Origin of the sequence: Oceanimonas aquatica, assembly GCF_030732065.1 — a bacterium.
Taxonomy (GTDB): domain Bacteria; phylum Pseudomonadota; class Gammaproteobacteria; order Enterobacterales; family Aeromonadaceae; genus Oceanimonas.
On record NZ_JAVBHX010000013.1, the window covers coordinates 1 to 26,294 of the forward strand.

26 protein-coding genes, 1 tRNA gene and 1 pseudogene are annotated in these 26,294 nt (G+C 60.7%); 12 read left to right on the plus strand and 16 right to left on the minus strand.

The window, feature by feature from the left end:
* Positions 1 to 41 precede the first annotated feature (41 nt).
* Positions 42 to 118 (plus strand) — tRNA-Asp (locus Q9290_RS15240).
* A 531-nt stretch (positions 119 to 649) separates the two neighbouring features.
* Here the strand turns inward: Q9290_RS15240 and Q9290_RS15245 are convergent.
* The 5 genes from Q9290_RS15245 to Q9290_RS15265 all read right to left on the minus strand — a co-directional run bounded on the left by Q9290_RS15245 (position 650) and on the right by Q9290_RS15265 (position 4,489).
* Complete coding sequence (locus tag Q9290_RS15245) at positions 650 to 1,285, minus strand: TetR/AcrR family transcriptional regulator (protein ID WP_306080506.1); 636 nt, start codon at positions 1,283 to 1,285, stop codon at positions 650 to 652.
* An 85-nt stretch (positions 1,286 to 1,370) separates the two neighbouring features.
* Positions 1,371 to 2,144: an ABC transporter permease gene (locus tag Q9290_RS15250; RefSeq protein WP_306080507.1), complete on the minus strand. Its 774-nt coding sequence runs from the start codon at positions 2,142 to 2,144 to the stop codon at positions 1,371 to 1,373.
* Entirely contained in the window at positions 2,137 to 2,865 is a 729-nt protein-coding gene (locus Q9290_RS15255; RefSeq protein ID WP_306080508.1) for an ABC transporter permease, read from the minus strand. Before Q9290_RS15255 ends, Q9290_RS15250 begins: the two co-directional genes overlap by 8 nt.
* A gap of 50 nt (positions 2,866 to 2,915) precedes the next feature.
* Positions 2,916 to 3,686, minus strand: a complete 771-nt coding sequence (locus tag Q9290_RS15260; protein ID WP_306080509.1) for a transporter substrate-binding domain-containing protein — start codon at positions 3,684 to 3,686, stop codon at positions 2,916 to 2,918.
* A gap of 14 nt (positions 3,687 to 3,700) precedes the next feature.
* The gene (locus tag Q9290_RS15265; RefSeq protein ID WP_306080510.1) at positions 3,701 to 4,489 is read right to left on the minus strand and encodes an ABC transporter ATP-binding protein; all 789 of its coding nucleotides are present in this window, start codon (positions 4,487 to 4,489) and stop codon (positions 3,701 to 3,703) included.
* Positions 4,490 to 4,797: 308 nt separating this feature from the next.
* On the opposite strand from Q9290_RS15265, the gene Q9290_RS15270 reads away from it, so the two are divergent.
* Together Q9290_RS15270 and Q9290_RS15275 are read left to right on the plus strand one after the other, a co-directional pair.
* Complete coding sequence (locus Q9290_RS15270) at positions 4,798 to 5,394, plus strand: hypothetical protein (protein WP_306080511.1); 597 nt, start codon at positions 4,798 to 4,800, stop codon at positions 5,392 to 5,394.
* A 194-nt stretch (positions 5,395 to 5,588) separates the two neighbouring features.
* A complete protein-coding gene (locus Q9290_RS15275) occupies positions 5,589 to 6,284 on the plus strand; it encodes a phosphatase PAP2 family protein (RefSeq protein ID WP_306080512.1) in 696 nt (231 codons plus the stop codon).
* Here Q9290_RS15275 and Q9290_RS15280 read toward each other — a convergent pair.
* The 3 genes from Q9290_RS15280 to rnk form a co-directional block, all read right to left on the minus strand.
* Positions 6,270 to 7,187, minus strand: coding sequence for a LysR family transcriptional regulator (locus Q9290_RS15280; RefSeq protein ID WP_306080513.1), 918 nt, complete (start codon positions 7,185 to 7,187; stop codon positions 6,270 to 6,272). The two genes, Q9290_RS15275 and Q9290_RS15280, sit on opposite strands and share 15 nt — an antisense overlap.
* 57 nt (positions 7,188 to 7,244) lie before the next feature.
* Complete coding sequence (locus Q9290_RS15285; RefSeq protein WP_306080514.1) at positions 7,245 to 8,201, minus strand: AEC family transporter; 957 nt, start codon at positions 8,199 to 8,201, stop codon at positions 7,245 to 7,247.
* A 129-nt stretch (positions 8,202 to 8,330) separates the two neighbouring features.
* Positions 8,331 to 8,738 (minus strand): nucleoside diphosphate kinase regulator, encoded by a 408-nt coding sequence (gene rnk / locus Q9290_RS15290; RefSeq protein WP_306080515.1) that lies wholly within the window; start codon positions 8,736 to 8,738, stop codon positions 8,331 to 8,333.
* Positions 8,739 to 8,984: 246 nt separating this feature from the next.
* Between rnk and Q9290_RS15295 the strand changes: the two genes are divergently transcribed.
* Entirely contained in the window at positions 8,985 to 9,593 is a 609-nt protein-coding gene (locus tag Q9290_RS15295) for an OmpW family outer membrane protein (RefSeq protein WP_306080516.1), read from the plus strand.
* Positions 9,594 to 9,692: 99 nt separating this feature from the next.
* Here the strand turns inward: Q9290_RS15295 and lhgO are convergent, their stop codons facing one another.
* Both lhgO and glaH read right to left on the minus strand, forming a co-directional pair.
* Positions 9,693 to 10,904 carry an L-2-hydroxyglutarate oxidase gene (gene lhgO, locus Q9290_RS15300; RefSeq protein ID WP_306080517.1) on the minus strand — a complete coding sequence of 404 codons (1,212 nt, stop codon included), beginning with the start codon at positions 10,902 to 10,904 and terminating at the stop codon, positions 9,693 to 9,695.
* A 103-nt stretch (positions 10,905 to 11,007) separates the two neighbouring features.
* Positions 11,008 to 11,976 carry a glutarate dioxygenase GlaH gene (gene glaH, locus Q9290_RS15305; RefSeq protein WP_306080518.1) on the minus strand — a complete coding sequence of 323 codons (969 nt, stop codon included), beginning with the start codon at positions 11,974 to 11,976 and terminating at the stop codon, positions 11,008 to 11,010.
* A gap of 165 nt (positions 11,977 to 12,141) precedes the next feature.
* Here glaH and csiR point away from each other — a divergent pair, with 165 nt between their 5' ends.
* The 3 genes and pseudogenes from csiR to metF all read left to right on the plus strand — a co-directional run bounded on the left by csiR (position 12,142) and on the right by metF (position 14,271).
* The gene (gene csiR / locus Q9290_RS15310; protein ID WP_306080519.1) at positions 12,142 to 12,831 is read left to right on the plus strand and encodes a DNA-binding transcriptional regulator CsiR; all 690 of its coding nucleotides are present in this window, start codon (positions 12,142 to 12,144) and stop codon (positions 12,829 to 12,831) included.
* A gap of 280 nt (positions 12,832 to 13,111) precedes the next feature.
* Positions 13,112 to 13,324: pseudogene (locus Q9290_RS15315) on the plus strand (hypothetical protein); the annotation flags it as partial.
* 41 nt (positions 13,325 to 13,365) lie between these two features.
* A complete protein-coding gene (gene metF / locus Q9290_RS15320) occupies positions 13,366 to 14,271 on the plus strand; it encodes a methylenetetrahydrofolate reductase (protein ID WP_306080520.1) in 906 nt (301 codons plus the stop codon).
* Positions 14,272 to 14,321: 50 nt separating this feature from the next.
* On the opposite strand, the gene Q9290_RS15325 is transcribed toward metF, so the two are convergent.
* The 4 genes from Q9290_RS15325 to Q9290_RS15340 form a co-directional block, all read right to left on the minus strand.
* The gene (locus Q9290_RS15325; RefSeq protein ID WP_306080521.1) at positions 14,322 to 16,478 is read right to left on the minus strand and encodes a heavy metal translocating P-type ATPase; all 2,157 of its coding nucleotides are present in this window, start codon (positions 16,476 to 16,478) and stop codon (positions 14,322 to 14,324) included.
* 118 nt (positions 16,479 to 16,596) lie between these two features.
* A complete protein-coding gene (locus Q9290_RS15330) occupies positions 16,597 to 17,865 on the minus strand; it encodes an O-acetylhomoserine aminocarboxypropyltransferase/cysteine synthase family protein (protein ID WP_306080522.1) in 1,269 nt (422 codons plus the stop codon).
* Positions 17,866 to 17,938: 73 nt separating this feature from the next.
* Positions 17,939 to 19,300, minus strand: a complete 1,362-nt coding sequence (locus Q9290_RS15335; RefSeq protein WP_306080523.1) for an ATP-binding protein — start codon at positions 19,298 to 19,300, stop codon at positions 17,939 to 17,941.
* Positions 19,290 to 20,015 (minus strand): response regulator, encoded by a 726-nt coding sequence (locus tag Q9290_RS15340; protein WP_306080524.1) that lies wholly within the window; start codon positions 20,013 to 20,015, stop codon positions 19,290 to 19,292. Before Q9290_RS15340 ends, Q9290_RS15335 begins: the two co-directional genes overlap by 11 nt.
* A 177-nt stretch (positions 20,016 to 20,192) precedes the next feature.
* On the opposite strand from Q9290_RS15340, the gene Q9290_RS15345 reads away from it, so the two are divergent.
* Positions 20,193 to 20,684: a hypothetical protein gene (locus tag Q9290_RS15345; protein WP_306080525.1), complete on the plus strand. Its 492-nt coding sequence runs from the start codon at positions 20,193 to 20,195 to the stop codon at positions 20,682 to 20,684.
* Here Q9290_RS15345 and asnC read toward each other — a convergent pair whose 3' ends face one another.
* Positions 20,685 to 21,161 (minus strand): transcriptional regulator AsnC, encoded by a 477-nt coding sequence (asnC, locus tag Q9290_RS15350; protein WP_306080526.1) that lies wholly within the window; start codon positions 21,159 to 21,161, stop codon positions 20,685 to 20,687.
* A gap of 136 nt (positions 21,162 to 21,297) precedes the next feature.
* Here asnC and asnA point away from each other — a divergent pair, with 136 nt between their 5' ends.
* Complete coding sequence (gene asnA / locus Q9290_RS15355; protein ID WP_306080527.1) at positions 21,298 to 22,290, plus strand: aspartate--ammonia ligase; 993 nt, start codon at positions 21,298 to 21,300, stop codon at positions 22,288 to 22,290.
* A 61-nt stretch (positions 22,291 to 22,351) separates the two neighbouring features.
* On the opposite strand, the gene Q9290_RS15360 is transcribed toward asnA, so the two are convergent.
* Positions 22,352 to 22,759, minus strand: a complete 408-nt coding sequence (locus Q9290_RS15360; protein WP_306080528.1) for a CBS domain-containing protein — start codon at positions 22,757 to 22,759, stop codon at positions 22,352 to 22,354.
* Between the two features lie 211 nt (positions 22,760 to 22,970).
* On the opposite strand from Q9290_RS15360, the gene Q9290_RS15365 reads away from it, so the two are divergent.
* From Q9290_RS15365 to Q9290_RS15375, 3 genes are read left to right on the plus strand one after another with little or no spacing between them, the layout of a single operon-like run.
* Complete coding sequence (locus Q9290_RS15365) at positions 22,971 to 24,410, plus strand: sensor histidine kinase (RefSeq protein WP_306080529.1); 1,440 nt, start codon at positions 22,971 to 22,973, stop codon at positions 24,408 to 24,410.
* On the plus strand, positions 24,403 to 24,900 hold the full coding sequence (locus Q9290_RS15370) for a hypothetical protein (RefSeq protein WP_306080530.1): 498 nt from the start codon (positions 24,403 to 24,405) through the stop codon (positions 24,898 to 24,900). The genes Q9290_RS15365 and Q9290_RS15370 overlap by 8 nt, the downstream gene beginning before the upstream one ends.
* Entirely contained in the window at positions 24,897 to 26,237 is a 1,341-nt protein-coding gene (locus tag Q9290_RS15375; RefSeq protein ID WP_306080531.1) for a sigma 54-interacting transcriptional regulator, read from the plus strand. Before Q9290_RS15370 ends, Q9290_RS15375 begins: the two co-directional genes overlap by 4 nt.
* Positions 26,238 to 26,294 lie beyond the last annotated feature (57 nt).

Below are 26,294 nucleotides of genomic sequence, written 5' to 3' on the forward strand. Positions count from 1 at the left end.
CAGGCACCCAATTTAGTACTCCTGACTATACAGCTTAATGCGGAGCGGTAGTTCAGTTGGTTAGAATACCGGCCTGTCACGCCGGGGGTCGCGGGTTCGAGTCCCGTCCGCTCCGCCATCATACAAAGCCCTGACCTTACGGTCGGGGCTTTTTCATTTCTGGCTTCGCCGGACTTGCTGGATGATGTCGGTGCTGCGCACCTTCGCCTTCAAACGCGGTGCGTTTGCCACTCCGCCATCATTAAGAGGCCCTGAGTTAACTCAGGGCTTCTTTTATTTCCGTCGCCGCGACAAGATGAGCCCTTCGAGCTCTGTATTGCGGCACTGGCAGGGCGCTCGTAAAGTCCCTTCCTCTTCTCCATGTACTCAAAATCCCCAGCCCAATGGCTGAAGTTCTGTCGTTTTGGCGGTATCAGACTTGCCGAATGACCTCTGTGTTGCGCATCTCGGGCTTCAAATACAGTGCGTTTGCCGCTCTATCATTGGGATTGGTATTAAATGGAAAGAGGTGTAAATGCGGCAGACAAAAGTGTGGCGTGACCGGTCTCACCCTGAGAACTCTGTCATTCTTTTCGGGTGATTGTCATCGTAAGGCGTGGAGAGGGAACAGCAATGGTCATGATTCGGCCGGTCCGTGGCACCAGGCTACTCAGTCCTCGGGCTTGAGCTCAACCCCCAGCAGGGCGCTGAAACTGTCCAGGCCAACCTGAACCAGCTCGCCTTCATGAAACACTTCAGCCAGGGCGCCGCCCTCGAGCCAGAGCCCGTCCAGCACGGCGTTGCCCGCGATGCTGAGGCGGCGCAGTTGATCGTCACTGGCGATACGACCGGTCTCGTCGAACAGATCACGGATTAATGTCTTGAGGTGCAGTCGCAGCTTGTCGTAGCTGCGGTTATGGCTGGCCTTCATGGCCGGATCGTGCAGCAGCACTTCAAAGAAGCCGGCCCAGATTGCCACCGAGGCGTGACTGGTGACGGGGGGCTCGAGCGAGACCTGTACGAACTTGGCCAGGCGCCGGCGTGCCGAGCCGGTGCCCTGAGAAGCCGCATCGGCGGCATTGACGAGGTCGCCCATGTAGGTCTCGTAGGCCGCCGCGATCAGCTCGTCCTTGGACTTGAAGTAGTAGCGGATGAGCCCCTGAGTCACATCCGCCTCTTTCGAAATGGATCGCACGGTGGCGCCCCGGACGCCCTCACGTGCGATCACGCGCAGGGTGGCCGCGATAAGATCCGCGCGTCGTTCTTCGGTATTCTCTTGCCGGATCCTGCCGGTTTTGACTTGCATATTGAGTTATCCCGTCTGACTGCTGTTTCTCGTCATCTTCTTCGGGTGCGACTGTACCCGAAGTGAAGCCCTGAAACATGCAACTTTACTTGCTTGCCGGAAGCCGTTTTTCCAGTAGCCATACCCCTAGGGCGATGCCGGCCGCCAGCAGCGTGTAGATGAACGCCAGTAACAGCAAGGGCTCGTAGGTGATAAAGGTTTCCTGGCGGATGCGGGCGATGATGGCGTAAATGTCGATCACCGCTATGGTGGCGACCAGGGGGGTAGCCTTGAGGTGCAGGATCAACTCACCGCCGAGAGTCGGCAGCACCCGCTGCACCGCCCGTGGCAGCCAGATACGCCGCAGAATGGTGAAGGGCCTCATGCCCATGGAGTATGCCGCTTCCAGCTCGCCGCGGGGAACCCCCTTGAAGGCGCCGCGCATCACCTCGCCCTCGTAGCCAGCGAACGACAAGGTCAGCGCCACGAAGGCGTAGGGCCAGGCCTCGATCAGATAGGGCCAGAGCCAGCTCTGCCGCAGCTCCGGCATATAGGGGAAAAGCGAGCCCAGACCGTAATAGAGCAGCCACATTTGCAGAAGGATAGGCGTGCCGCGGATAACAGTGCAGAAGCCACGGGCGAGCCAGGCCAGTGGCCATGGCCCCGCAACCTGCGCCAGGCCCAGCGGCACGGCGAGGAGGCCGCCGGCCAGCACCGAGGTGACGAACAGTGCCACGGTAACGCCGAGGGCGCTAACGATCTGCTCCTGGTATTTCGGTAGCCAGCTCCAGTCCATGTTCAGTGCGGCCGCGGTGAAAGCGGCAAGCGCGACGCCGGCCATCAGCAGCCGGTGCGGTTTGAGTGTGCGTAAATCAGGCACGGCGCATCCCCCGGCTGAAATGCTTCTCGAGCCACTGGAACAGCCAGCCGGAGACCAGCGTCACGGCCAGGTAGAGCACGCCGGCTGCCAACAGGAACAGGAAGTAGTGTTTGGTTGCGCCGGCGGCCTGGCGCGCCGCCAGCGTTAGTTCGGTGAAGCCGACCACGGCCAGCAAGGCGGTATCTTTGGTGGCTGTAAGCCAGAGGTTCGACAGGCCGGGCAGAGCGAGCGGTACCATCTCCGGCAGGGTAATGCGGTAGAAGATGCGGAACGGGTGCATGCCAAAGCTGAGGGCGGCTTCGATATGCCCCGGGTTGACCGCGCCGAGCGCGCCGCGCAGCACCTCGGTGGCGTAGGCACCCTGGACGAAGCCGATCACTAGGACGCCGACGAGGAAACCGCTGATCTCGATTCGCTCGTAGCCGAATGACATCAACATCTGGTTAAGCAGTTGTGGCATGGCGAAATAGCCGATCAGGATCAGTACCAGCTCGGGCACCGCACGCACCAGGGTCGTATAGACCGCCATCATATCCCGTGCAACGGGGCCGCCGGAGCGTTTCAGCGTTGCCCCGACCAGCCCGATGAGCAGTCCGAGCCCGTAGCCCAGCAGCGTGATCTTGAGTGACACCAGCAGCCCGTCGAGCAGTGCGCCGCCCCAGCCGGGAGGCGACAACGAGAGCAGCTCCGCCACCTCCATGTCTCTGTAGTTAATTGCCATCCTGGTCTCCTTCGGGCTTGGCTGTCTCCGTCACGCTGCGAAGCGGCTCCTTATTCGCCGTAGATGTTGAAATCGAAATACTTGTCGGTGATGGCATCGTAGGTGCCGTTGGCGCGGATCGCGGCAATGGCCTCGTTCAGCTTTTCCCGCAGTGCCTCGTTGCCCTTGCGCAGGCCGAAGCCGATGCCCAGGCCGAGCACGGTTTCGTCGTTGGCAACCAGACCGGCATTTTCACAGCAGATCGCGCCTTCGTCAGAGACCAGGAAACCGTCGAGCACCATGACGTCGGCGAGGGTGCCGTCGAGGCGGCCGGAAAAGACGTCCTGGTTGGCTTCATCCTGGGTCTGGTATTCGCGGATATTGGCCGCCGGGAAGTGCTTGAGTGCATAGGCCTGGTGCACGGAGCCTGATTGCACGCCGATGGTCTTGCCGGCAACGCCTTCCGGGGTGGGGGTGATGCCGCTTCCCTGTGCCGCAACGAGGGCGGCACCGGTCTGGTAGTACTTGTCGGAAAAGTCGATAACCTTCTGGCGCTCTTCATTGATGCTCAGTGAAGCGGCGATCACGTCGAGTTTCTCGGCCACCAGGGCGGGAATGATGCTATCCCAGGAAGTGGTGACGATTTCGCAGTCGAGCTTTGCCTCGGCACAGACGGCGTTGGCGATATCCACTTCCCACCCCGTGACCTGGCCGGTGGCGTCCGGTGTGGCGAAGGGAGGATAGGGCTCGGTGGCGAAACCGAGGCGAATGACGTCCGCGGATGCCGTCGAGGCGACGGCGGAGAGGGCGACTGCGACAAACAGGCTGGATGTGATTTTCATGTGATCTCCGAAAGTCAGGCGATTGAGCTGATGAACTGTTTGAGACGCTCTGATTTTGGCGCCTGGAAAATTTCCTCCGGCGTCCCCTGCTCCTCAACGCGTCCCTGGTTGAGAAACATTACCCTGTCGGCGACATCTGCCGCGAATTTCATTTCGTGGGTGACGATGATCATGGTGCGGTTTTCCTCGGCCAGATCGCGCATCACCGTCAGCACTTCGCCCACCAGCTCGGGATCCAGCGCCGAGGTCGGCTCGTCAAACAACATGACTTCCGGATCCACCGCCAGAGCGCGGGCAATGGCGCCACGCTGCTGCTGGCCACCCGACAGCTGCTGTGGATACATTCCGCGGCGATCGGCCAGTCCGACGCGGTCGAGCAGACGCCGTGCAACTTCCTGCGCTTCATCTCTTGAGCGGCCCAGCACCTGGACCTGCGCTTCCATGACGTTTTTTTCCAGCGACATGTGAGGCCATAGGTTGAAGCTCTGAAACACCATGGCGATGCGGCTGCGCAGCCGGCGCAGCTGCTTTTGATCCTGCACGGTGGAAGTGCCGTCCCGGTTGGGTTTCAGCACAATGTCTTCGCCCAGCAAACGGAGGCGGTCGGTGCGGGTCGGCGTCTCGAGCAGATTGAGGCAACGCAGTGTGGTCGACTTGCCGGAGCCGCTGCCGCCAATAAGCGCAACCACTTCACCCTGGGCCGCGGACAGGTCGATCCCTTTCAGCACCTCGATCTGACCGAAGGTCTTGTGCAGGTTGGCCACCTCGATGACCGGCGCCGTTATCGTGTTGCGAGCATGCATGGATGCCTCCGCTTCTTACTACTTTCGAATGAATTTATACGTTTGCATAAATTTATGCAAACGTATAAATTCATCGGCAAATCTCGTTGCCATTTATGGAGGCACCCGTGACTGCACGTTCCTACACTTTTACCCACGCGATCACCCGCCGGCCAGGTGCCAGCATCGTAAAGGGCCTGCGCGCCGTCGATACCGGTGAGCCCAGCCTCGAACTTTTTCGTCAGCATCACCAGGACTATGTTGCCGCTCTTGAATCGACCGGCGCCAGGGTGACCGTGCTGGATCCGCTCGAAGCATACCCGGATTCGGTGTTCGTTGAGGATGCAGCGCTGTGCCTGCCGGAAGTCGCCATCGCCATGCGTCCCGGCGCGGCGTCGCGCCTCGGGGAAGCCGCCGAGATGGTGCCGACGCTGGAGCAGTTCTATCCCGAAGTGCTGCGCATTCAAGGGCCGGGATTTGCCGACGGTGGCGACATTCTCACTACCGAGCGGGAAATTCTGGTGGGCACTTCCAGCCGGACCGATGCCGCCGGTATCGACGAGCTGCGCCGGCTGGTGGCCCCCTATGGTTACCGGGTGCGCGAGGTGAACACCCCCGAGGGCGTGCTGCACTTCAAGACCGACTGCTCGCTGCTCGATGAGGAGACCATCCTCTCGACCCGGCGCCTGGACTCGACAGACTGCTTCGACGGCTATCGCGTTATCCACACCGCGGAAGGGGAGGAAGCCTGCGCCAACACCATTCGTTTCAACGAGCTGGTGCTTATGCCGGCGGGGTTCCCGCGGACGGCGGAACTGCTCGACAAGGCCGGCTACCAGGTGCGCCTTATCGGCAACAGCGAGGCCGGCAAGCTCGACGGCGGCATGTCCTGCCTGTCGCTGCGTTTCGCCCCGCCCCGCGCCTAAGGGCAGAGTGTCGGCAAAGGACTTACCGGTGTCGGCACTATCCTCCAATACACTCCGGGCTTGCCACAACCCGGAGTGACTGTGCTCAGAGGCCGCAGGCCTTCTTTCCCCTTCCATCTTCCTGTGACATCGTTCCGGGCTGCACAGTATCGATAAAATTCCGTACAATGCCCGCCTTGTTTCAAGGGGGACTCATGTCTATTCATTACAACAAACTGGTATTCTGGAACCTGGCGGCCTTTGCCGTTCTGGGTAGCTGGTTCTGGCTGCCGAACCACGGTTTCTGGTTCGAGCTCGACAAGGCGGTGTTTTATTTCTTTAACCACAAGCTGGGTGAGAGCCAGACCTGGGTTAACCTGATAGCGGCACTCAACAACCGGGCCTTTGATGGCGTGGCCTTGCTGGCCATGGGGGCAGTCTATTACAGCGTTTATCGCAAGGCCGATGCCGAGCAGCGTCGGCGGCTGGTGATCATCGGCGTATGCATGCTGCTGACCGCCGTGGGACTTAACCAGCTGGGGCGTGCCATTCCGGTGGAGCGGCCGAGTCCGACCCTGACCTTTGATAACGTGCTTCGTCTGACCGAACTGGCGTCGTTCAAGACCAAGGACTCTTCCGGTGACAGCTTTCCCGGGGATCACGGCCTGATGCTGATGATCTTTACCGGTTTTGCGTGGCGGTATCTGTCATGGAAAGCAGGGCTGTGGGGCTGCCTGTTTGTGGTGGTATTCTCTGCTCCGCGCGTCATGGGTGGCGCCCACTGGTTTACCGATATTTACGTAGGCGCCTTTGCCGTGGCCGCCTTTGGCCTGGCCTGGTTGCTGCACACCGGGCTGATGGACGCTCTGGTCACCCGGGTGCAGGCCGCCCTGCCTTCACGGCGCCGCTGAGTCTTCCCTTCTTGCCAGCAGGGCCGGAAGCTCGCGTATCAGCCAGCTTTTGGCCTTGCCCATGGCATCCCGCCGCCAGGCCAGCACCACATCGGCATGCTGGTGTTCAGCACCAGCGATTTCCTTCAATTCACCCCGCTTGAGCATGTCACCCAGCCAGGCTTGCGGCAGGGTCGAGATCCCCAGACCGGCCTTGAGTGCATCAACCTTGTCCCGCATGGTGCTGACAGTCAGTCGTGGCTGGCGATTCAGCAGGTTAAAAGTGAGCGACGGTTTGTGCCGGGCAGTGTCGGCCACGGCGATGGCCCGGTACTTCTGTAACACCTCAGTGCTGATCGGCGCCTGCTCATCATGAATAGGGTGGTCGGGGTGAGCCACATACATAAAGGTTTCCCGGTACAGCAGCTGAGTCTTGATGCCGGAATGCTCCTGCACCTCATCCTGCAGGGCGGCAATGGCCAGATCGGCCCGGCCGGTTTCCAGCGCTTCCCAGCTACCAGCCAGGATCTCGTGAGACAGCCGCACATCGGTGTCGGTCTGGCTCAGCAGTGCCTCAATGGCAGGAAACAGTCTGTGGCAGGGAAGAATGCCGTCCACTGCCAGGGTCAGGCTGGTTTCCCAGCCCCGTTCCAGGGCGCGGGCGGCTTCGACCAGCTGGTTTGAGGCCTGCAGCAGGTGACGGCCCTGCTCCAGCAGCAGCCGGCCCACCGGGGTGAAACGGGTCTTGTGACCGGAGCGATCAAACAGCGACAGATCCAGCTCATCTTCCAGTTTTTGCACTGTGTAGCTGAGTGCCGAGGGCACCTTGCCCAGTTCATCGGCAGCGGCGGCGAAGCTGCCCCTGCGGTCGATGGCATCGAGCACGCGCAGGGCATCCAGGGTCAGGGCTTTTTCTCGGGACATAATGGGCTCGGGCAGAACGTCATGCCGTTACCATACGTGACTCTGGTGACTACTGCATTAAAACTCCCCCAGCGCACCCAGCAGGGTGGCGCCCAGGCTGGTGGTGAGCAGGGAGCCCAGGGTGGTGACGGCAATGATATTGGCCGCCAGCACGGCATTGCCGCCCATGGCCCGTACCATCACGTAGCTGGCGGCGGCGGTGGGCGAGGCATTGATCAGAAACAGCATGGTCAGCTCCGCATCGCGAAAGCCCAGGATCCAGCCACCGAGGGTGATCAGCCCCGGCACCAGGATCAGCCGAAGCAGAGCGATGGCGGGCAGCAGGCCGGTGTCTTCCTTGCCCGACTTCAGGCTGAGACTGGCACCGGTGCACAATAGCGCCACCGGCAGTGTCATCTGTGCCAGGGACTGGCCGGTTTTCATCAATACCTCCGGTATTGGCCAGCCCCCCAGGGCAAAGGGCAGTGCGGCTACAATGCCGATAATCAGGGGGTTTTTGATAATGCCCAGCACAATGATGCCGGGCCTTACCTGCTGACCACTGCTCAGGCTGCGGCTGAGGGTAATCACCGCCAGAATATTAAACAGAATGGTCAGGCAGGCCACATAAAACGCCATGGCGGCCACCCCCTGGTTGCCGTAGGCGTTGTGCACATAGGCCAGGCCGACGATGGCCATATTGGCGCGAAAGGCTCCCTGAACCAGAATGCCGCGCAGGGCTTTTTGCGCGGTCAGGCGAATGGCCAGCCCTTCCAGCAGGATAAACACTAGCAGGGTAGCGGCCATGCCGTAAACAATGAGAGCGGGGCTCGCCATTTGGCTGAAGTCGGCGCTGACGATGCTGGTAAACAGCAGTACCGGCAGGGTGATATTGAATACCAGCTTGCTGGCCCCGTCGATAAAGCCTTCGTTCATCATTTGCGTGCGACGCAGAAAAAAGCCCAGCAGCAACAACAGGCAGATGGGGCCGGTAATGGACAGGGAAAATAACAGGCTGTCGGCAAGGGCGTTCATGGCAAGGTGTAAATGATTGAAAAATCAGACAGGAAGCATGCAATGACCACTTAATGGGAGCAAGGGGCGCTTTCCGGTTCCGTGAAGTCATAAAACGAAAAAAGGCGCCATTATGCGCCTTCTTTCATTTTACGACTGGTAATCGCCGGCCCGCTCGGGCTGGTATTCCACTTCGGTAATAGTCACCGTCAGAGGCTTACCGTTGGGGCCGGGCCATTCGATGGTTTGACCCACGGCCAGGCCGAGCAGGGCGCTGCCAATGGGGGCCAGCACCGAGATCTTGTTTTTGCTGCCGTCCATGTCCCGGGGAAAACACAGGGTCTTGGTAAAGGTCTCGTCATCCTTTGCCATGCTGAAACGGATCACCGAGTTCATGGTCACAATATCGCCGGGCATGGCTTCAGGGGCCACCACATTGGCGCGCTCCAGCTCGTCTTCCAGCCGGCGAACGGCTTCCGAGTCGGGTTGTTTGTCGAGCAAGGCCTCAAGCCGGGCCAGATCCAGGGTAGAAATAGTAATGGGCGGCAACTGGGCCATATCAACCTCCAATAAAAAATCAGGCAACGCCAAAAGCGCTGCCTGAACTCGAATAACCAAAGATATACCTCAAGGCGTGGGTTTTGACCAGTGGCGGTAAAGGCTATTTTTCACCGGCCATGAAAAAGTTCCCGGCTTTTTGAAAAAGCGGCCTTAGTTTGCGTTAAATCAAAAAAGTTCCCCGGTGCTTCGGGCAGACTGGCCTCAGTTGAAAACTTTCGCAGCAAAAATGTTTAAGGACAGAATATGAAAAAAGTTGCTCTTCTGGTTGCCGCCGCCCTGATGGCCCCTTCTGCCGCCTTTGCTCACCAGGCCGGTGATATTCTGGTTCGTGGTGGTGCCGCCACCGTGGCTCCCCACAGCAGTGGCGATAAAGTTGGGACTGGCCACCTTGAGCCGGACTCCAATACCCAGCTGGGCCTGACTTTCTCCTATATGGTTACCGACAACTGGGGTGTGGAGCTGCTGGCCGCCACTCCTTTCTCTCATTCTGTACGTACTGCAGGCTTTGGCGAAGTGGCCAAGATCAAGCACCTGCCGCCGACCCTGATGGGTCAGTACTACTTCGGCAATGCCCAGAGCAAGGTACGTCCTTATGTGGGTGCTGGTGTGAACTACACCATGTTTTTTGACGAGGAAGGTCGTGGAGCACTGAGCACCTCTGATGTGAAGCTGGATGATTCATGGGGCCTGGCGGCGCAGGCCGGTATCGACATGAACGTGACCGATAACCTGTTTGTGAACGCGTCTGCCTGGCTGATCGATATCGATACCGATGTTGAAACTGATATTGGTACTTTTAAAACCAACATCGACCCGGTAGTTCTGATGGTTGGTATGGGTTACAGCTTCTGATTGCTTTGCAATGTGGGTTGAGAGGGATTAAACCTCGGCAGTGTTTTTTGGGCAGACCATGGGTCTGCCCTTTTTTATTGCCGATTTAAAAATAAAAGATCAGGCCACGGCGGTAGGTAATTCCACCTGCTCTTTTATTTTATCAACGATATAACCGCCGATGGGAATGGCGGAGGTGGCCGCAGGCGAGGGTGCGTTGCACACGTTCAGGGTGCGTTTGGTGTTAACGAACAGGAAGTCGTCCACCAGTTTTCCGTCTTTTGATACCGCCTGGGCGCGAATGCCGGCGGGGTAGGGGGTAAGATCGCCCACCGCCAGGCTGGGGCAGTACTTGCGCACCAGTTCCAGGTAGCCGGCCTTGTTGATGGAGTTTTTCATTTCGGTCAGGCCGGGTTTCAGGTTCTTCATCAGCACCTTGAGGATGCCCGGGTAGGTCAGCATCTCCAGGGTATCCTTAAGGGAAATATCCCGCTTGTTGTAGCCTTCGCGCTTGAACGCCAGCACGGCGTTGGGGCCCACGGTGACGGTGCCGTCGATCATGCGGGTCAGGTGTACCCCCAAAAAGGGCATGTTCGGATCCGGAATCGGGTAGATCAGGTGGTTCACAATCTGATTGTGTTCGGGCTTGAGCAGGTAGTACTCGCCGCGGAAGGGGCAAATCTTGAACTCGGGCTCCAGGCCCAGCATGCGCACCACCCGGTCGGCCATCAGGCCGGAGCAGGACACCAGGAACTTGCCTTCAACCTCGCCCTGGGTGGTCTGTACCGTCACCCGGCTGGCTTCTTCGTTCAGGCCGGTTACCTCGGCGTTGTAGCGAATTTCGCCGCCCAGACGCTCGAATTCCTTGCCCATGGCCGCGGTCACCTGCTTGTAATCCACAATGCCGCTGGACGGCACAAAAATGCCCCCCAGGCCGGTGATATTGGGCTCGCGTTCCTTCAGCTCGTCGGCGTTCAGCCAGTAGCGCTCCAGGCCGTTGGCCTCGCTGCGGTCCCACAGCGCCTTCATGCGCTCCATTTCCAGTTCGTTGGTGGCCACCAGCAGCTTGCCGCACTCGTCAAAGGGAATGTCGTGCTCGCGGCAAAAGGCCTTGGTGGCCAGGTTGCCTTCGAGGCAGAACTTCGCTTTCAGGCTGCCGGGGGTGTAGTACACGCCGGCGTGGATTACGCCGCTGTTGTGGCCGGTCTGGTGCCGGGCCGGGCCGCTTTCCTTTTCCAGCAGCAGCATTTTGCTGTCGGGATAGGTCTTTTTCAGTTGCCAGGCGGTAGACATGCCGACGATGCCGCCGCCGATGATGATGAAGTCAAACACTGTGCTGCTCACTCGTAGGTAAAGAGGCAAACGCCGGGGTTAGCCCCGGCGCTCCTGTTTTATTGTTGAATATCAAGGTGCCGGCGGCACCTTGTCAATGCCGTCAGCCCTGGTTGGGGTTTTTCAGGGTCTTGGCATGGGTAAAGTAACCGCGCTGACGCATCAGCTCCCGGCGCAGGCCGTCGTGGGCGATGAACTTGTCGCGACCGTGCAGCCAGAAATGGTTGTTAATCAGCAGGAAAGAGCCGGTCGGAACCCGTACCGACAGCTGTTTGCTGCTGGTTTCAATGGCGTCGGACAAGTCCGCCAGCCACACGCCTTCTTCGTAGTTTCTGGGCTGCACGAACTGATCGATGTAGGACATGATGGGCTTGCCGCTGCGGTCGGTGTCGAACACGGCGTGATACACGTCCTTGGTGGTGTTCTTGCTGGGTGGCGCGGCCCAGCGCATTTCCCGGCTAGCCATGGGATCGGCGTAAAAGCGATCCAGGTGCTCCCAGTCGTCCAGGTGCAGCAGCAGGGAGTTGCCGCCTTCCATGTTTTGCTCGTCAATTTTCAGCATCAGCACATAGTCGGTGTCCTGCTCCACGTAGGTGCCGTCGTTGTGCAGTTCCATTACGCGGTGGGCCTGACGCAGGTAGCTGTCGGAGTTGTCCTGGTTCTGCACCACAAAGCGGGCGTAATACTGGCCGCTCATGGCATCGAAGTTGGAGCGGCCAAACAGGTGAGCCACGGCGGTGGTGAACTTGACCATGTCCTCGGCCTGCTCCACCTGGTTCAGTCCTTCCGGCGTGATCAGCAGGGCGCCGGTGTCACGGTCGACCAGGGTGTTGATCAGCAGCGGCTGCAGCGCCTGACCGCACAGGTCGTTGAGGGTCTGGGCCACGCGAAACCGCAGAAAGGATTTGTATTCCAGTGCCTGCACCGGCCACTCGGCGGTGGCCTCGAGAAAGGCGTTCACGGTGGCTTCGTCAAAGCGCAGCTCCAGCAGACGCGGAGACAGGGCGGAGGGTGCCAGGCTGAACCCCTGATACTGATGATTGGTGAAGTCGGCGGTGGCGATGTTGGACATATGAGGGCTTCCTTGTTATGACACTGTGTTGATGAACGCGACCAATGTCGCTGTATTTATAAAATGTCGACATTTTTGATTTGTGTCAATTATTCGTGGTGATTTTATGATCGCCGTTACAATTTCGTTATAATGCGGTCCATTCACGTTAAGCGAGAGCCCACCATGAGCAACCCAGAGGCCCCGCGGGAAAACCTGGCCCGCACCGCCTACCAGCAACTGAAACAGGACATCATTGAAAGTCACTTCGGCCCCGGCGAAAAGCTGCTGATGAGCGGCCTGAAAAGCCGCTATGGCCTGGGAGTGAGCCCGCTCAGGGAAGCGCTGTCGCAACTGGTGTCGGAGCGGCTGGTTACCGCCGAGAGCCAGCGCGGTTTTCGCGTCAGCCCCATGTCGGTAGACGAACTGAGGGATATTTACGATGCCCGGGCCCAGTTGGAAGGCCTGATCGTGGAGCTGGCCATGGCTCGGGGAGATGATCTGTGGGAGGCGGGCGTGGTGGCGGCCCATCATGCCCTGGCCAAGGTGACTCACCTCGATTCGGTGGAAGATCAGCTGAACCAGTGGGACGGTCGCCACCAGGCCTTTCATCAGGCGGTGGCCGCTGGCTGCAATTCTCCCCAGTTGCTGGTGGTGCGCCGAACCCTGATGGATCAGGCCGCCCGTTACCGGCATTTATGGCTAAAGCGCACCGTGTTCAGCGAGCAGGCCCTGGCCGACAAGCAACAGGAGCATCAGGCCCTGCTGGACGCCATCCTTGCCCGCCGGCCGGAAGCCGCCGCCATGATGCGTGAACACCTGCAAAGCCCGGTGCCCATTATCACTCGCGTGCTGGCCGAGCAGGGCATGGGCTGAGCACGGGATCTCCCGGCCTTTAAACATCCTTCCCTCGATAATGCGGGCTTTCGCATGGCAGCCCGCATTGCCTTGCAGGCTGCTTTGCCTGAGCTTGAATTGAACTTTCCGGTCATAAATTCCGCCAGCTGTCATCACCCCCTTTCTCATATTTCAAATAACGATTAAAAATCAGCATTTATTACTTTTTTAAAAGATAGTCTTGCTCCCGAAAGCTCAGGCGTGTAACCATTTGGACATTCAGACGTCCAAGTGTCTTTAGTGCCATACGGCGGCGAATGCGACTCGGATCCATACGCTCATGTGTTATTCTGGGTTCCAGGAAATCATCAAGGCCATTGCCCACCTGAATGCGGACGTGATCACCATCGAACGCTCACGTTCCGACATGGAATTGCCGAGAGTGTTGCGGGGCTTTTGCCTGTCCCGACAAGATTGGCACTGGCCAACATGGTGGCGGCCATGCTCGAGCTGCGCCGACGTCAAGGCATAATGGATTCACTTGAGTAGAAAGTAAGTTATCAGGAGACAATCATGGGTTTTCACAGTGCGCGTCATGTTGAAGCGCTGAATCAGACGCTGTCAGAACTGAATGGCGATATTAATGTGTCATTCGAGTTCTTTCCGCCCAACAGCGAGAAAATGGAGCAGACCCTGTGGCACTCCATTGAGCGGCTGAAGACGCTGGCGCCCAAGTTTGTCTCCGTGACCTACGGTGCCAACTCCGGCACCCGGGATCGCACCCACAAGGTGATCAAGGACATTCAGGACAAAACCGGCCTGATTGCCGCGCCGCACCTGACCTGCATCGATGCCAGCCGCGACGAGCTGCGCGGCATCGCCCGGGACTACTGGAACAACGGCATTCGCCAGATTGTGGCGCTGCGTGGCGACCTGCCCCAGGGCATGGAAAAACCCGACATGTACGCCGCCGACCTGGTGGGCCTGCTGAAGGAAGAGGCCGATTTCGACATTTCCGTGGCGGCCTACCCGGAAGTACACCCGGAGGCGAAAAGCGCGCAGGCGGATCTGCTGAACCTCAAGCGCAAGATCGATGCCGGCGCCAACCGGGCCATTACCCAGTTCTTCTTTGACGTCGAGTCCTACCTGCGCTTTCGCGATCGCTGCGTGACCATCGGTATCGACGTGGAAATCGTGCCGGGCATTCTGCCGGTGTCCAACTACCAGACCCTGCTGAAGTTTGCCGGTTTCTCCAACGTCAAGATTCCGGGCTGGATGCACCAGCGCTTTGCCGGTCTGGAGGACGATCAGAATACCCGTAATCTGGTGGGCGCCAGCATCGCCATGGACCAGGTGCGGGTTCTCAGTCAGGAAGGGGTGAAGGATTTTCATTTCTACACCCTGAACCGCTCCGAGCTGACCTACGCCATTTGCCACAGTCTGGGCGTGCGTCCGCCGGTGGCGGCCACCGCCGAATAAGGACACTGCTCGAACAAAAGCCCCCGGCAATCGGATTGCCGGGGGCTTTTTTATGGCCGAAAGCGTAGCAGTCTGAGGGCATTGAGGGTGACCAGGGCGGTGGCGCCGGTGTCCGCCAGCACCGCCAGCCACAATCCGGTGACGCCGGTGATGCTGGTCACCAGAAACACCGCCTTCAGCCCCAGCGCCAGAGTGATGTTCTGGCGAATGTTGGCGCGGGTGACCCGGGACAGCCGAACCGTATCGGCCAGGGCGGTGAGCCGGTTATGGGTGAGGGCGGCGTCGGCGCTGTCGAGCGCCACATCGGTGCCCTGGCCCATGGCAATGCCGATGCTGGCCCGGCGCAGCGCCGGGGCGTCGTTGATACCGTCGCCCACCATGCCCAGGCGGCCCTGCTCACTCAGTCGGGCCACTTCCCGCAGCTTGTGCTCGGGCTTGAGCCCGGCGCGGTAATCCATGCCAAGCGCCTCGGCAATATGATGGGCGGTCAGTTCATGATCGCCGGTCAGCATCAGGCTTCGCACCCCCAGCGCGTTCAGGGCCGCTATGCCGTCTCTGGCATCGTGGCGCAACGGGTCGTGCAGGGCGAACAGGGCAGCAATCTGCTCATTGACCACCAGCACCACCAGGGTGCAGGCGGCGGAGCGCAGCCGCTCGATGTCGGCGGCCTGTTCAGGCGTAAATCGGCTTCCATCCAGATGCGCCGGGGTGCAGATAAGCAGCGGCTGGTCTTGCCAGCGGCTTTGAATGCCGGCACCGGGCAGGGTGTGTTTTTCACCTACCTCGATGGGCTCTACACCTTCGTTTTCGGCGGCGTTGACCAGGGCCGTGGCCAGAGGGTGGTGAGAGCCGCTTTCCAGACCGGCGGCCAGCGCCAGCACTTGCCTGCGCTTAAACGCATCATACAGACACAGCTCGTGCAGCACCGGTTGCCCCTGAGTCAGGGTGCCGGTCTTGTCAAAGGCCAGCATGTCGACCTTGCCCAGCTGCTCCAGTGCCGCGCCCCCCTTGATCAGTACACCCATGCGGGTGGCGGCGGCCAGCGCCGAGGTCACCGCCGCCGGTGTGGAAATCACCAGGGCACAGGGGCAGCCGATCAGTAGCAGCACCAGGCCCCGGTAAATCCAGGTTTGCCAGTCGGCGCCCAGCCAAAATGGTGGCAGCACCGCCACCAGCAGGGCGGTGAGGATCATGGCCGGGGTGTACCAGCGGCTGAAGCGGTCGATAAACCGCGCGATGGGCGCACGGCTGGCGTCGGCTTCCTCCATCAGGTGCAGAATACGATCCAGGGTACTGTGGCCGGGCCGGGAGCTCACTCTTATGCGCACCGCCCTGTCCACGGCCAGGCTGCCGGCGGCGATGTTTTCGCCCTGCTTTCGCTCCACCGGCAGCGACTCGCCGGTGATGGCACTTTCGTCAAAGGCGGCCTGGGCGTTGAGCAGGGTGCCATCGGCGGGCAGGCGGCCACCGGGGTGCACTTCGATCTCATCACCCGGCATCAGCTCGCTGATGGCCACCTTCTCAACCCCATGGGCGGTCAGCCGCCGGGCTTGCTCGGGCACCAGTGCCATCAGGGTTTTGACGCCCTGGCGGGCGCGGCTGGCGGCCAGGCTTTCCAGCTTTTCGCCGACGTTGAACAGCAGCAGTACCATGGCGGCCTCGGCGGTTTCTCCCAGAAACAGGGCTCCGGTGGCGGCCACCGTCATCAGCATTTCAATGGAAAAGGGCGAGCCGCTGCGGGCCAGCCGCCCGGCCTGGCGTGCGATGGGCAGCAGGCCCCAGAGAGTGGCCAGGGTAAACAGCCAGGGGCCGGCGGCGGGCAGGAACAGCTGAGTCGCGCCGGCCACTACCACCAGCAGCAGCAATACCAGCAGGGAAAAATGGCGCCGCCAGAAAGGGCTGGAGTCGGGCGTGTTGTCCTGCTCACTGAAGGGGGTAAAGCCGGCGGCATGAATGGCCCGCACCACCTGCTCACGGCTGCCTTCGGGGGTGAGCTGCACGTGCAGCCGCTCGGTGGCAAAGCGTACCTCGGCACTGTGTACCCCGGGCAGGCGGCGCAGGGCGGCTTCAATCTTGCCGGCACAGCCGGGACAGTCCATGCCGTCGATGCGCCAGTGGTGCAGGGTGGTGTCGGCGTGTTTGGCAGGGTCATCGCCGGTGCCCGGCCGTGGCGGGTTCGGCGCGTCGTGTTTACAACAGCGACTCATGATGTCACTCCTTCGGAAATGCACTGGCGTCAGTGTAAACCCTGGAGCTTGGTCAAGAGTCAATAGGGGGAGAGGGAAGTGAAAAACGTGGGAGCACTGGCGGCCCCCACGGTGAGTGTTATGCCTGCAGCGCCTGCTTCAGATCGGCAATGATGTCGTCGGCATGTTCAATGCCGATGGACAGACGAATCATTTCCGGCTTCACGCCGGCCTGAGCCTGTTCGGTCTCGCTCATCTGACGGTGGGTGGTGGAGGCCGGGTGGCAGGCCAGGGACTTGGCATCGCCGATGTTGACCAGCCGTTTGATCAGCTGGAGCGCATCGTAGAAGCGCACACCCGCCTCATAGCCGCCCTTGAGCCCGAACGACAGAATGGCCGACGGCTTGCCCTTCATGAATTGCTGGGCGCGCTGGTAATCCGGGTGATCTTCCAGGCCGGCGTAGTTGACCCAGTCCACCGCCGGATGAGCCTGCAGGAACTCGGCCACCTTGAAGGTGTTTTCCACGTGGCGCTCCATGCGCAGGGACAGGGTTTCCAGTCCCTGCAGCAGCAAAAAGGCGTTGAGCGGCGCCAGGGCGCTGCCGGTATTGCGCAGGGGCACGGTGCGGGCGCGGGCGATAAAGGCGGCGGGACCAAAGGCCTCGTTGTAGACCACGCCGTGATAGGCGGCCTCGGGGTTGCTGAACTGGGGGAAGCGTTCCTTGTGCTCGGCCCAGGGAAACTTGCCGCTGTCGACGATAATGCCGCCCAGGGAGTTACCGTGACCGCCAATGTATTTGGTGAGCGAGTGCACCACTATGTCGGCACCAAACTCGATGGGCTTGCACAGCACCGGGGTGGCGACCGTGTTGTCCACCACCAGGGGCACCCCCTGAGCATGAGCCACGTCGGCCAGGCCTTTAATGTCGACCACGTTGCCCGCCGGGTTGCCGATGCTTTCGCAATACACCGCCTTGGTGTTGGCATCGATCAGTTTGGCAATGGCGTCGGGGCTGGCATTCTCGGCAAAGCGTACTTCAATGCCCATGTCGGGCAGCATGTGGGCCAGCAGGGTATAGGTGCCGCCATAAAGCTGGGGGGTGGTGACGATGTTGTCGCCGCTTTTGGCCAGGGTGATCAGGGCATAGTGAATGGCGGCGCTGCCCGCCGAGACCACCAGGCCGGCAATACCGCCTTCCAGGGCCGCAACCCGCTGCTCCAGCACGTCATTGGTTGGGTTCATGATGCGGGTGTAAATGTTGCCCGGCACTTCCAGGTTGAACAGATCGGCGCCGTGCTGGGCGCTGTCGAACTCGTAGGCCACGGTCTGGTAGATGGGGGTGGCCACCGACTTGGTGGTGGGATCGGTAGTGTAGCCGTGGTGTACGGCCAGGGTTTCGTCTCTCATGAGGGAGGTCGTCCTTGTGCTTTGATCGAGGCCACCAATGTAGGCAGTTTACCGGAGTGAGTAAAGGCCGGAACTAATGGGGCAGCAGCACGGTGGCCTGCAGGCCGCCGCCGGGGTGGTTGGTCAGGTGCAGTTCGCCACCGTGCTGGTGGATCAGGGTGCGGGCAATGGCCAGCCCAAGGCCTATGCTGCCGTCTTCCAGGTTGCGGGCGCTGTCGAGCCGGGTGAAAGGCTTGAACACTTCTTCCAGCTGGTCGTCGGCAATACCGGGGCCGAAGTCGCGGATCAAAATGCGAATATGGCCGGGCTCGTCCAGCAGCCGCACTTCCACTCGCTCGCCGTACTTGATGCCGTTTTCCAGCAGGTTCTGCAGCGCCCGGCGCAGGGCCTGACTACGGCCACGAAACAAAATGGGCTCGCGTTCTTCCAGGCTCACCTGATGGCCGGCGTCCTGCAGATCATCACACAGGCTCTGCACCAGGCTGGACAGATCCAGATCGCGCATGGGCTCTTCCTGGCCATCGTCCCGGGCGAAGGTGAGGGTGGCGTTGAGCATTTGCTCCATGCGCTTCAGCCCCTGCTGCAGCTTGTGCTTGTCTTCCCCCTCGGGCAGGAACTCACAGCGCAGCTGCAGGCTGGTGAGCGGGGTACGCAGATCGTGGGAAATGGCCGCCAGCATGCGAGTGCGGTCGGTCACAAAGCGATCCAGCCGCTCCTGCATGCGGTTAAAGGCCGACAGGGTATCGCGAATTTCGCTGGGGCCGGTTTCCGGCAGCGGCTCGGCCTTGTCGCCCCGGCCCAGCCGCTCGGCCCGGCGGGCCAGTCGCTTCAGCGGTTGAGTGGTGCGTTGCAGCAGCCAGATCATCAGGCCGGTGAGCAGGGCCGCCAACAGCACCAGTGACAACATGGCCTTGAGCGACCAGCCCGGGGTTTCGGCATCCACCAATGAGGTAAAGCGCAGCCAGTAGCCGTTACCCAGCTCAATGCCGCCATACAGGCGAATATCGGGGCGGCGGTCGTGAGGGTGGCGGCGTTCGGGGGACAGTGGCAGGGTCTGGCCGTTACCGGTTTCGGCGCTGATGCGAATGTCGAGTTCGGGGGCATAGCCCAGCCGGTTGCGTACGATGCGCTCAAATAATCGATTGCGCTCGCCGGCCTCGGGGGCATCCCGGCTCAGGCTGAGCAGCAGGGTTTCGCTGCGGCTGGCGCGCAGAATTTCCCGTTGCAGCTCGGGGGGCGACTGATGCAGCAACCGGGTCACGGCCATCAGCCGTTGCAGGGTAAAGCGGCTGTTGACCAGCCCTAATGCCTCCTCCCGCTCCAGCCGGTAGATTTGCAGGCTGACCAGTTGCACCAGCACCAGGGCGCACAGGGCCACCAGAATGATCTGACCGGTGAGGCTGCCCAGCCAGTAGCGCAGCCTATCAGGCTTCATGGTGCACCTCGGCCGCCAGCATATAGCCGCCGCCCCAGATGGTTTTAATCAGCTCGGGATGTTTCGTGTCGGCCTCCAGCTTGCGCCGAAGCCGGCTCACCAGGGTGTCGATGGCCCGGTCAAAGGCCTGGGCTTCCCGGCCCCGGGCCAGATCCAGCAGCTGATCCCGGCTCAGTACCCGGTTGGGGTGCTGAGTAAACACCCGCAGCAGGTCGAACTCCGCGGTGCTCAGGCTGATGGCCACCCCCTTGCCATCCACCAGCTCGCGGCGGGCGGTATCCAGCAGCCAGTGGCCAAAGCGCAGTTTCTGCGGTGCTTCGCTCGCGACGGCCTGGTCGGTGCCGGGCTGGCGGCGCAGCACCGCCTTGATGCGGGCCAGCAGCTCTCTGGGGTTAAAGGGCTTGGGCAGGTAGTCATCGGCACCCATTTCCAGGCCCACGATGCGGTCGGTGTCTTCGCCCATGGCGGTGAGCATGATGATGGGCACATTATTGCCCTGGCCGCGCAGCTCCCGGCACAGGGTCAGGCCGTCGTCGCCGGGCAGCATCAGGTCGAGAATGATCAGATCGGGCTGATGGCGGGCCAGGTGCTGGCGCATGGTGTTACCGTCGCGCACTCCCTGCACCCGGTAGCCGTGCTGCGCCAGAAAGCGGGTCAGCAGATCCCGGATTTCCCCGTGATCGTCCACCACCAGCAAGTCTTTGCCCTTGTTCATTCGTGTCCTCCTGCCATTGCCGGCTTAGTATAAGCTCAGGTGTACAGCCAAATAATGTCAAAGTGTGTCCGTGCCCCGGGCTGTGACACTTTGTTGCAAAAAAGCTGGTTGCCGACACAGTTTGCTGACAGTCGGCTGCTTAAATGATTACCGTGAACCCAACAGAAGGACATCATTATGAAAACGCATCGTCATGCTTTGTTGCTGGCCGCCACCCTGCTTGCCGTGCCGGCCCTGGTCAGTGCCCACGGCGGAAGAGGTTCCATGATGGACGATAATGCCGGCGAACGAATGGGGCCCGACCATATGATGGGAGAGTATGCTCAGGAACATATGGGGCCCGGCCATCATGAGTGGGGCCATCACGGCAAGCGCCACTCCGGTATGAAGCAGATGGATCCGGCCCATTTTGAGCAGCGTATGACCCAGCGCATGGCAAAAATGGGCTCGCCCGAGCTCAAGGCCCAGTTTATCGCCACCCAGCAGGCGCGGCTGGCCATGATGGAGCAAAACCAGAAGCTGCACCGGCTGATGGCCGAAGATAGTGCGAATGCCATTGATAATACCGAGCTCAAGGCGGCCACCCTGGAAAAAATTGCCGCCGATGACCAGCTCAAACAGCAAAAGCTCAGGCTGATGCGCGAGGCCCTCGGCAAGCTGGAAAACTGATCAGGGGGTTACGTCCCGGTCGATGGGCTGCTGCAGGGAGATCAGGGTCTCGGTGGACTGAATCTCCTCAATAGGCTGCAACCGGTGGATCAAGACCTGCTGCAGCTCGTCGATGGAGCGGGTCATCACCTTGATGAAAATGTTGTAGTGGCCCGTGGTGTAATAGGCTTCAACCACTTCCTCCAGCGCTTCCAGCTGGGCCAGTGCCCGAGGGTAGTCCCGGGCGCTTTTCAGTATTATGCCGATAAAACAGCAGACGTCGTAACCCAGCTTCTTGGCGTTCACCTGCACGCGGGTGCCTTCAATAATGCCCGCCTGTTTCATCTTCTCTACCCGCACATGAATGGTGCCCGGGCTGACGCCAAAGCGCTTGGCCAGCTCGGCATAGGGAGTGCGGGCATTGTCCATCAGTGCCATCAGAATGGATTTGTCCAGATTATCGATTCGGTAATGAGTGTCGCCTTTTTCCAGGTGCATTTAACGATTCCTCAAAAAAATTAAGTTATTTTGATGAATTTAAATCCGTAAGCGAGTTTTTGCCAGTGGTTGTTGAATTTGATGTTTGTATCCGTGATTATTCTGCAAAACCAATCAGCAAGCTCAGGTGGATGAGATGAAAAAAGCCTACATTGAACGCCAACGCCAAATCCGTTTTGTAAAAGAGTATTTCTCCGGTCAGCTGGCGCAGCAGCTCAATCTGCTGGAAGTGCAGGCGCCCATTCTCAGCCGTCTGGGTGATGGCATGCAGGACAACCTGTCCGGCTCTGAAAAGGCGGTGCAGGTGAAGGTCAAGGCCATTCCCGGCGAGAGCTACGAAGTGGTGCACTCCCTGGCCAAATGGAAGCGTCACACTCTGGGTCGTTTCGGCTTTGAGCCCGGCGAGGGTCTCTACACCCACATGAAGGCGCTGCGCCCCGACGAAGACCGTCTCAGCCCCATTCACTCCGTGTATGTGGACCAGTGGGACTGGGAGCAGGTAATGAGCGCCGAAGACCGCCACGAAGGGTTTCTGGTACAAACCGTGGAGCGCATCTACGGTGCCATCAAGCGCACCGAGCAGGCGGCGGCGGCCGAGTTTGGCTTCACGCCTTTCCTGCCGGAAAAAATTGCCGTACTGCACGCCGAAGAGCTGCTGACCCGTTACCCGGATCTCGACGCCAAGGGCCGTGAACGTGCCATCGCCAAGGAGCTGGGCGCCGTGTTCCTGGTGGGCATCGGCGGCAAGCTGAGCCACGGTGATATTCACGACATGCGTGCGCCGGACTACGACGACTGGTCCACCGAGGCCCAGAGCGGTCTGGCCGGCCTGAACGGCGACATTCTGGTGTGGAACCCGGTACTGGAAGACGCCTTTGAGATTTCCTCCATGGGCATTCGCGTAGATGAAGCCGCCCTGCGTCGCCAGCTGGCTCTGACCGGTCATGAAGACCGTGCCGAGCAGGAATGGCATCAGGCCCTGCTGGCGGGCGAGCTGCCCCAGACCATTGGTGGTGGCATCGGTCAGTCCCGCCTTGCCATGCTGCTGCTGCAACTGAGCCACATCGGTCAGGTACAGTGTGGCGTGTGGCCGGCCGAGCTGAGCGAGACCGTCGACGGCCTGCTGTAAGCCGGTTCACAGACAGACAAAAGGGGCGCCGCGGCGCCCCTTTGTGATCCTGCGGTTCGGCTCAGTAGGTGGCCAGGCAGGTCTTGAGCTGATTGTTGAGAAAACTCATCACCTGATGACGGGTGACGATGCCGATCACTTTTTTGCCATCCACCACCGGATAGAGCTTGGGCTTGGGGCCTCCCATCAGGCGGGCCAGCTCGAACACGTCGGTATCCAGGGTGGCGGTGAGGGGATCGTGGCGCATCAGATCCGAGACCAGCAGGCGGTTGTCGCAGTGGTAGCTGGCGTTGATCAGCTTGGGAATGCAGTCCTGCTCCGATAAAAAGCCGATAATGTGGCGCTGGCTGTCCACCACCGGCAGTCCGCTCAGGCCGGATTCCAGCATGCGGTCCAGCGCTTCCGAAATCGACATTCCCGGGGTCAGCAGCGGCAGGCTGTGCCGCATGATTTCGCTTACTGTTGCCATGGCCATTCTCCTTTAACTAGCTGATAAACCGAGTGTGGCAGGCATTTTACCGAGGGGCCAATCGCTTCTGCCTTTATCATTGATAGTTGAGCACCCGGTCCTGTTTTCAGCATAGTCCGTTCGTGCCGGGTGAGCCGGCACATTCCCGATCCGCCTTTGCCGTCATTTTTGTTATTCTGCGTCTCTTTCTTTTGTGCGGAGCAAGTGGTTCATGTCAAACGCGGCCAGAGGCTTTGCCCCCCGTTCGTTACTGCGACTGGTGCTGATCGCCTTCACCCTGGTGTTGCTGCCCCTCATTCTGCTGGTGATTCAGAACAGCCGCACCCTGGAGAGGGTGAACCGGCTGGCGGAAGAAGGCATGCAAAGTGCGGTGATCGACACGCGCCGGGCTTCGGACATGAACGATCTGGCGCTCGATATGGAACGGGCCATTCGCCGCTATGCGGTGCTGGAAGCGCCCGAACTGCGGCTGCATTACCTGCGGCTGCTGGAGCGCTATCGCAAGGAAATGGAGCCACTGCTCAGAGTCGTGGATGCGGGGAAGCTCGACGCCACCTTGCGTGAGCAGCTGGTGGAGCTGGTGGACCTGGCCCAGGCCAGCGGCGCGCAAATCCGCGAGCGGGTGAGCATTTTTGATGCCTTTAACCGGGCCAACGTGGAGCTGGACCGGCTGGCCCGGGAACAGATAGATGTGCGCATTAACCGCATTCGCGATCAGGTGGCCGAGGTGCGCCGGCGCATGTGGCTGCTGAGCGGTGGTCTGGGCGGGGCCAGCCTGGTGCTGGCGCTGCTCTTTACCTATCTGATCATTCGCCCGGTGCGGCAGCTGGAACAACGCATTCAGGGGCTGGGGGCCGGTGTGGAGCCCGATGAGCGGCCCATCAGCGGACCCGCCGAGCTGGTGGAGCTGGGCGAGCGGCTGAACTGGCTGCATCACCGGCTCAGAGAGCTGGAAGCCCAGAAACTGCAGTTTCTGCGGCATTTGTCCCATGAGCTGAAAACGCCCCTGGCCAGTCTGCGGGAAGGGGCCGATCTGCTGGCGGAAAAGGTCACCGGGCCGCTGACCGCCGAACAGGAAGAGATCTGCGAGCTGCTGGTGGACAACAGCTTTCGGCTGCAGGGGCTGATTGAACAGCTGCTCGACTACAACCGCATTCAGCAGGTGCAGGTGTATCATCAGCCGGTGGAGTTAAAACCGCTGCTGGAAGAAAGCCTGGAAGCGCATCGTCTGACTCTGGAAAACAAGGGCATGACAGTCAGCCTGGAGGTGGATGAGACGCAGCCGCTGGCCGACAATCACCGGCTGCGGCTGGTACTGGAAAACCTGATCTCCAATGCCGTGAACTATGGTGACGAAGGCGGCGACATTCACATCAAGGCCAAGGCCGGCGAGCAGGAATACGTACTCAGCGTGGCCAACACCGGCCAGCCCATTCCCGAAGCCGACCGGGAGCGTATTTTCGAGCCCTTTGTACAGGGCAGTCAGGAGCGCAAGGGGGTGCTCAAGGGCTCGGGCATTGGCCTGAGCATAGCGCGTGAAGCGGCCATCAGCATGGGTGGCCGCCTGACGCTGGATTCAACACAACCGGGCTGGGTTCGCTTTGAGCTGGGCCTGCCCGGACACGGGAACAAGGAACCTGTCGATGAATAAATCATGGGCGTGCGGCGTACTGGTGCTGCTGCTGAGCGGCTGCAGCACCACGGGGCCGTTTTCATTGGGTGAATTTCACCTGCCACGGGCGCTGGAAGCCAGCGGTCACGACGATCTGGTGTACTGGCTGCGGCTGTCTGATTCCATTATGCAAAGCAGCGAGGGCGAACGGCTGAGGGAAATTCAACGGCTGCAGCAGTCCGGGCAGCAGGATGATCTGGTGCTGGCGCTGTGGCTGAGCCACCCCAAGGCCAATCTGGCCCAGCGCCAGCAGGCCCAGCAATTGTTCAGCCGGGCACTGCCGGCGGTGAATACGCATTTGCAGCAATTCTTTGCCATTCATCAGTCCTACAATCAGGAGCTGATCACCTTTAACCGGGTGGTGACCGACCGTCAGCAGCAGATCAATACCCTGACCCGCAAGCTGAACGAGCTGGCGACCATCGACGAGCAGATCAACGAACGCCGTTATCAGGAAACCGGGCAATGAAACGCAAGGCCAGAATACTGCTGGTGGACGACGATGCCAGCCTGCTGAAATTGCTGGGGCTTCGGCTGCGCAGTGAAGGTTTTGAGGTGGCCACCGCCACCTCCGGGGCCGAGGCGCTGGAATGGCTGGAACAGGAACGCCCCGACCTGGTGCTGAGCGATTTGAAAATGGACGGCATGGACGGCCTGGCGCTGTTCGACCGTATTCAGCGCCAGCACGTGGGCCTGCCGGTGGTGATCATGACCGCCCACGGCTCCATTACCGATGCGGTCTCCGCCACCCGCTCCGGAGTATTCGGCTTTCTCACCAAGCCCATCGACAAGGAAGCCCTGCGCCGCACCATCAACGAGGCGCTGGCGGTGTCGCTGCCGGCCTTTGAGGACGACTGGCAACACGACATGCTCACCCGCAGCCCGGCCATGACCGGGGTGCTGGAGCAGGCCCGGCGCATCGCTCCCCTCGACATCAGTGTGCTGATCACCGGCCCCGCCGGCGCCGGCAAGGAGCTGATGGCCCGCACGCTGCACCAGGCCAGCCCGCGCCGGGATCATCCCTTTATGGTGCTCAGTTGCGGCGCCCTGACCGAGCCGCTGCTGGAATCGGAGCTGTTCGGCCATGTTAAAGGGGCCTTTGACGGCGCCGTCTCGGATCATGCCGGCGCCCTGGTGACCGCCGCCGGCGGCACCCTGCTGCTGGAAGAGGTCGACGAGCTGCCGCCCCGGCTGCAGGCCCGGCTGCTGGGTGTGCTGGAACAGCAGGAAGTCCGTCCTCAGGGGGGCAGCCACAGCATCAAGACCGATGTGCGGGTGCTGTCGGCGACCAGCCGCGACATGGTGGAGGCCATGGAGCAGGGACGTTTTCGGGAAGACTTGTTCTACCGTCTGAACGTGGTCAACCTGGCGCTGCCGGCACTGAAGGAGCGGCCGGAAGACATTCCCCTGCTGGCGCGGCATTTTCTGGAGCAAATTCGAAAGCGGCAGACCACCCAGGTAACCGGCTTTGCCCCCGAGGCCCTGGCGTTGCTGGCGGCGGCGCAGTGGCCGGGCAATGTACGCGAGCTGCTTAACCTGGTAGAGCAGGCGGTGGCCATGGCATCGGCGCCGGTGATTGGCGTTCAGCTGGTGGAAACCCTGTTGTCCGGCAGCGACGAGCAGTTTCCCACCTTTAACGAGGCCCGGGCCGAATTTGAGCGCATGTATCTGAACAAGGTGCTGCGCATGACCGAGGGCAATGTTACTCAGGCGGCCAGCCTGGCCGGGCGCAACCGCACCGACTTCTACAAGCTGCTCAGCCGCCACGGCATAGAAGCTGGCGCCTTTAAACGCAAGGAAGACTGACGAAAGTTTTTTGGGGTTGTGCCGTTCTTTTTTGCAAAGCTACGTCCACGGGAGTTT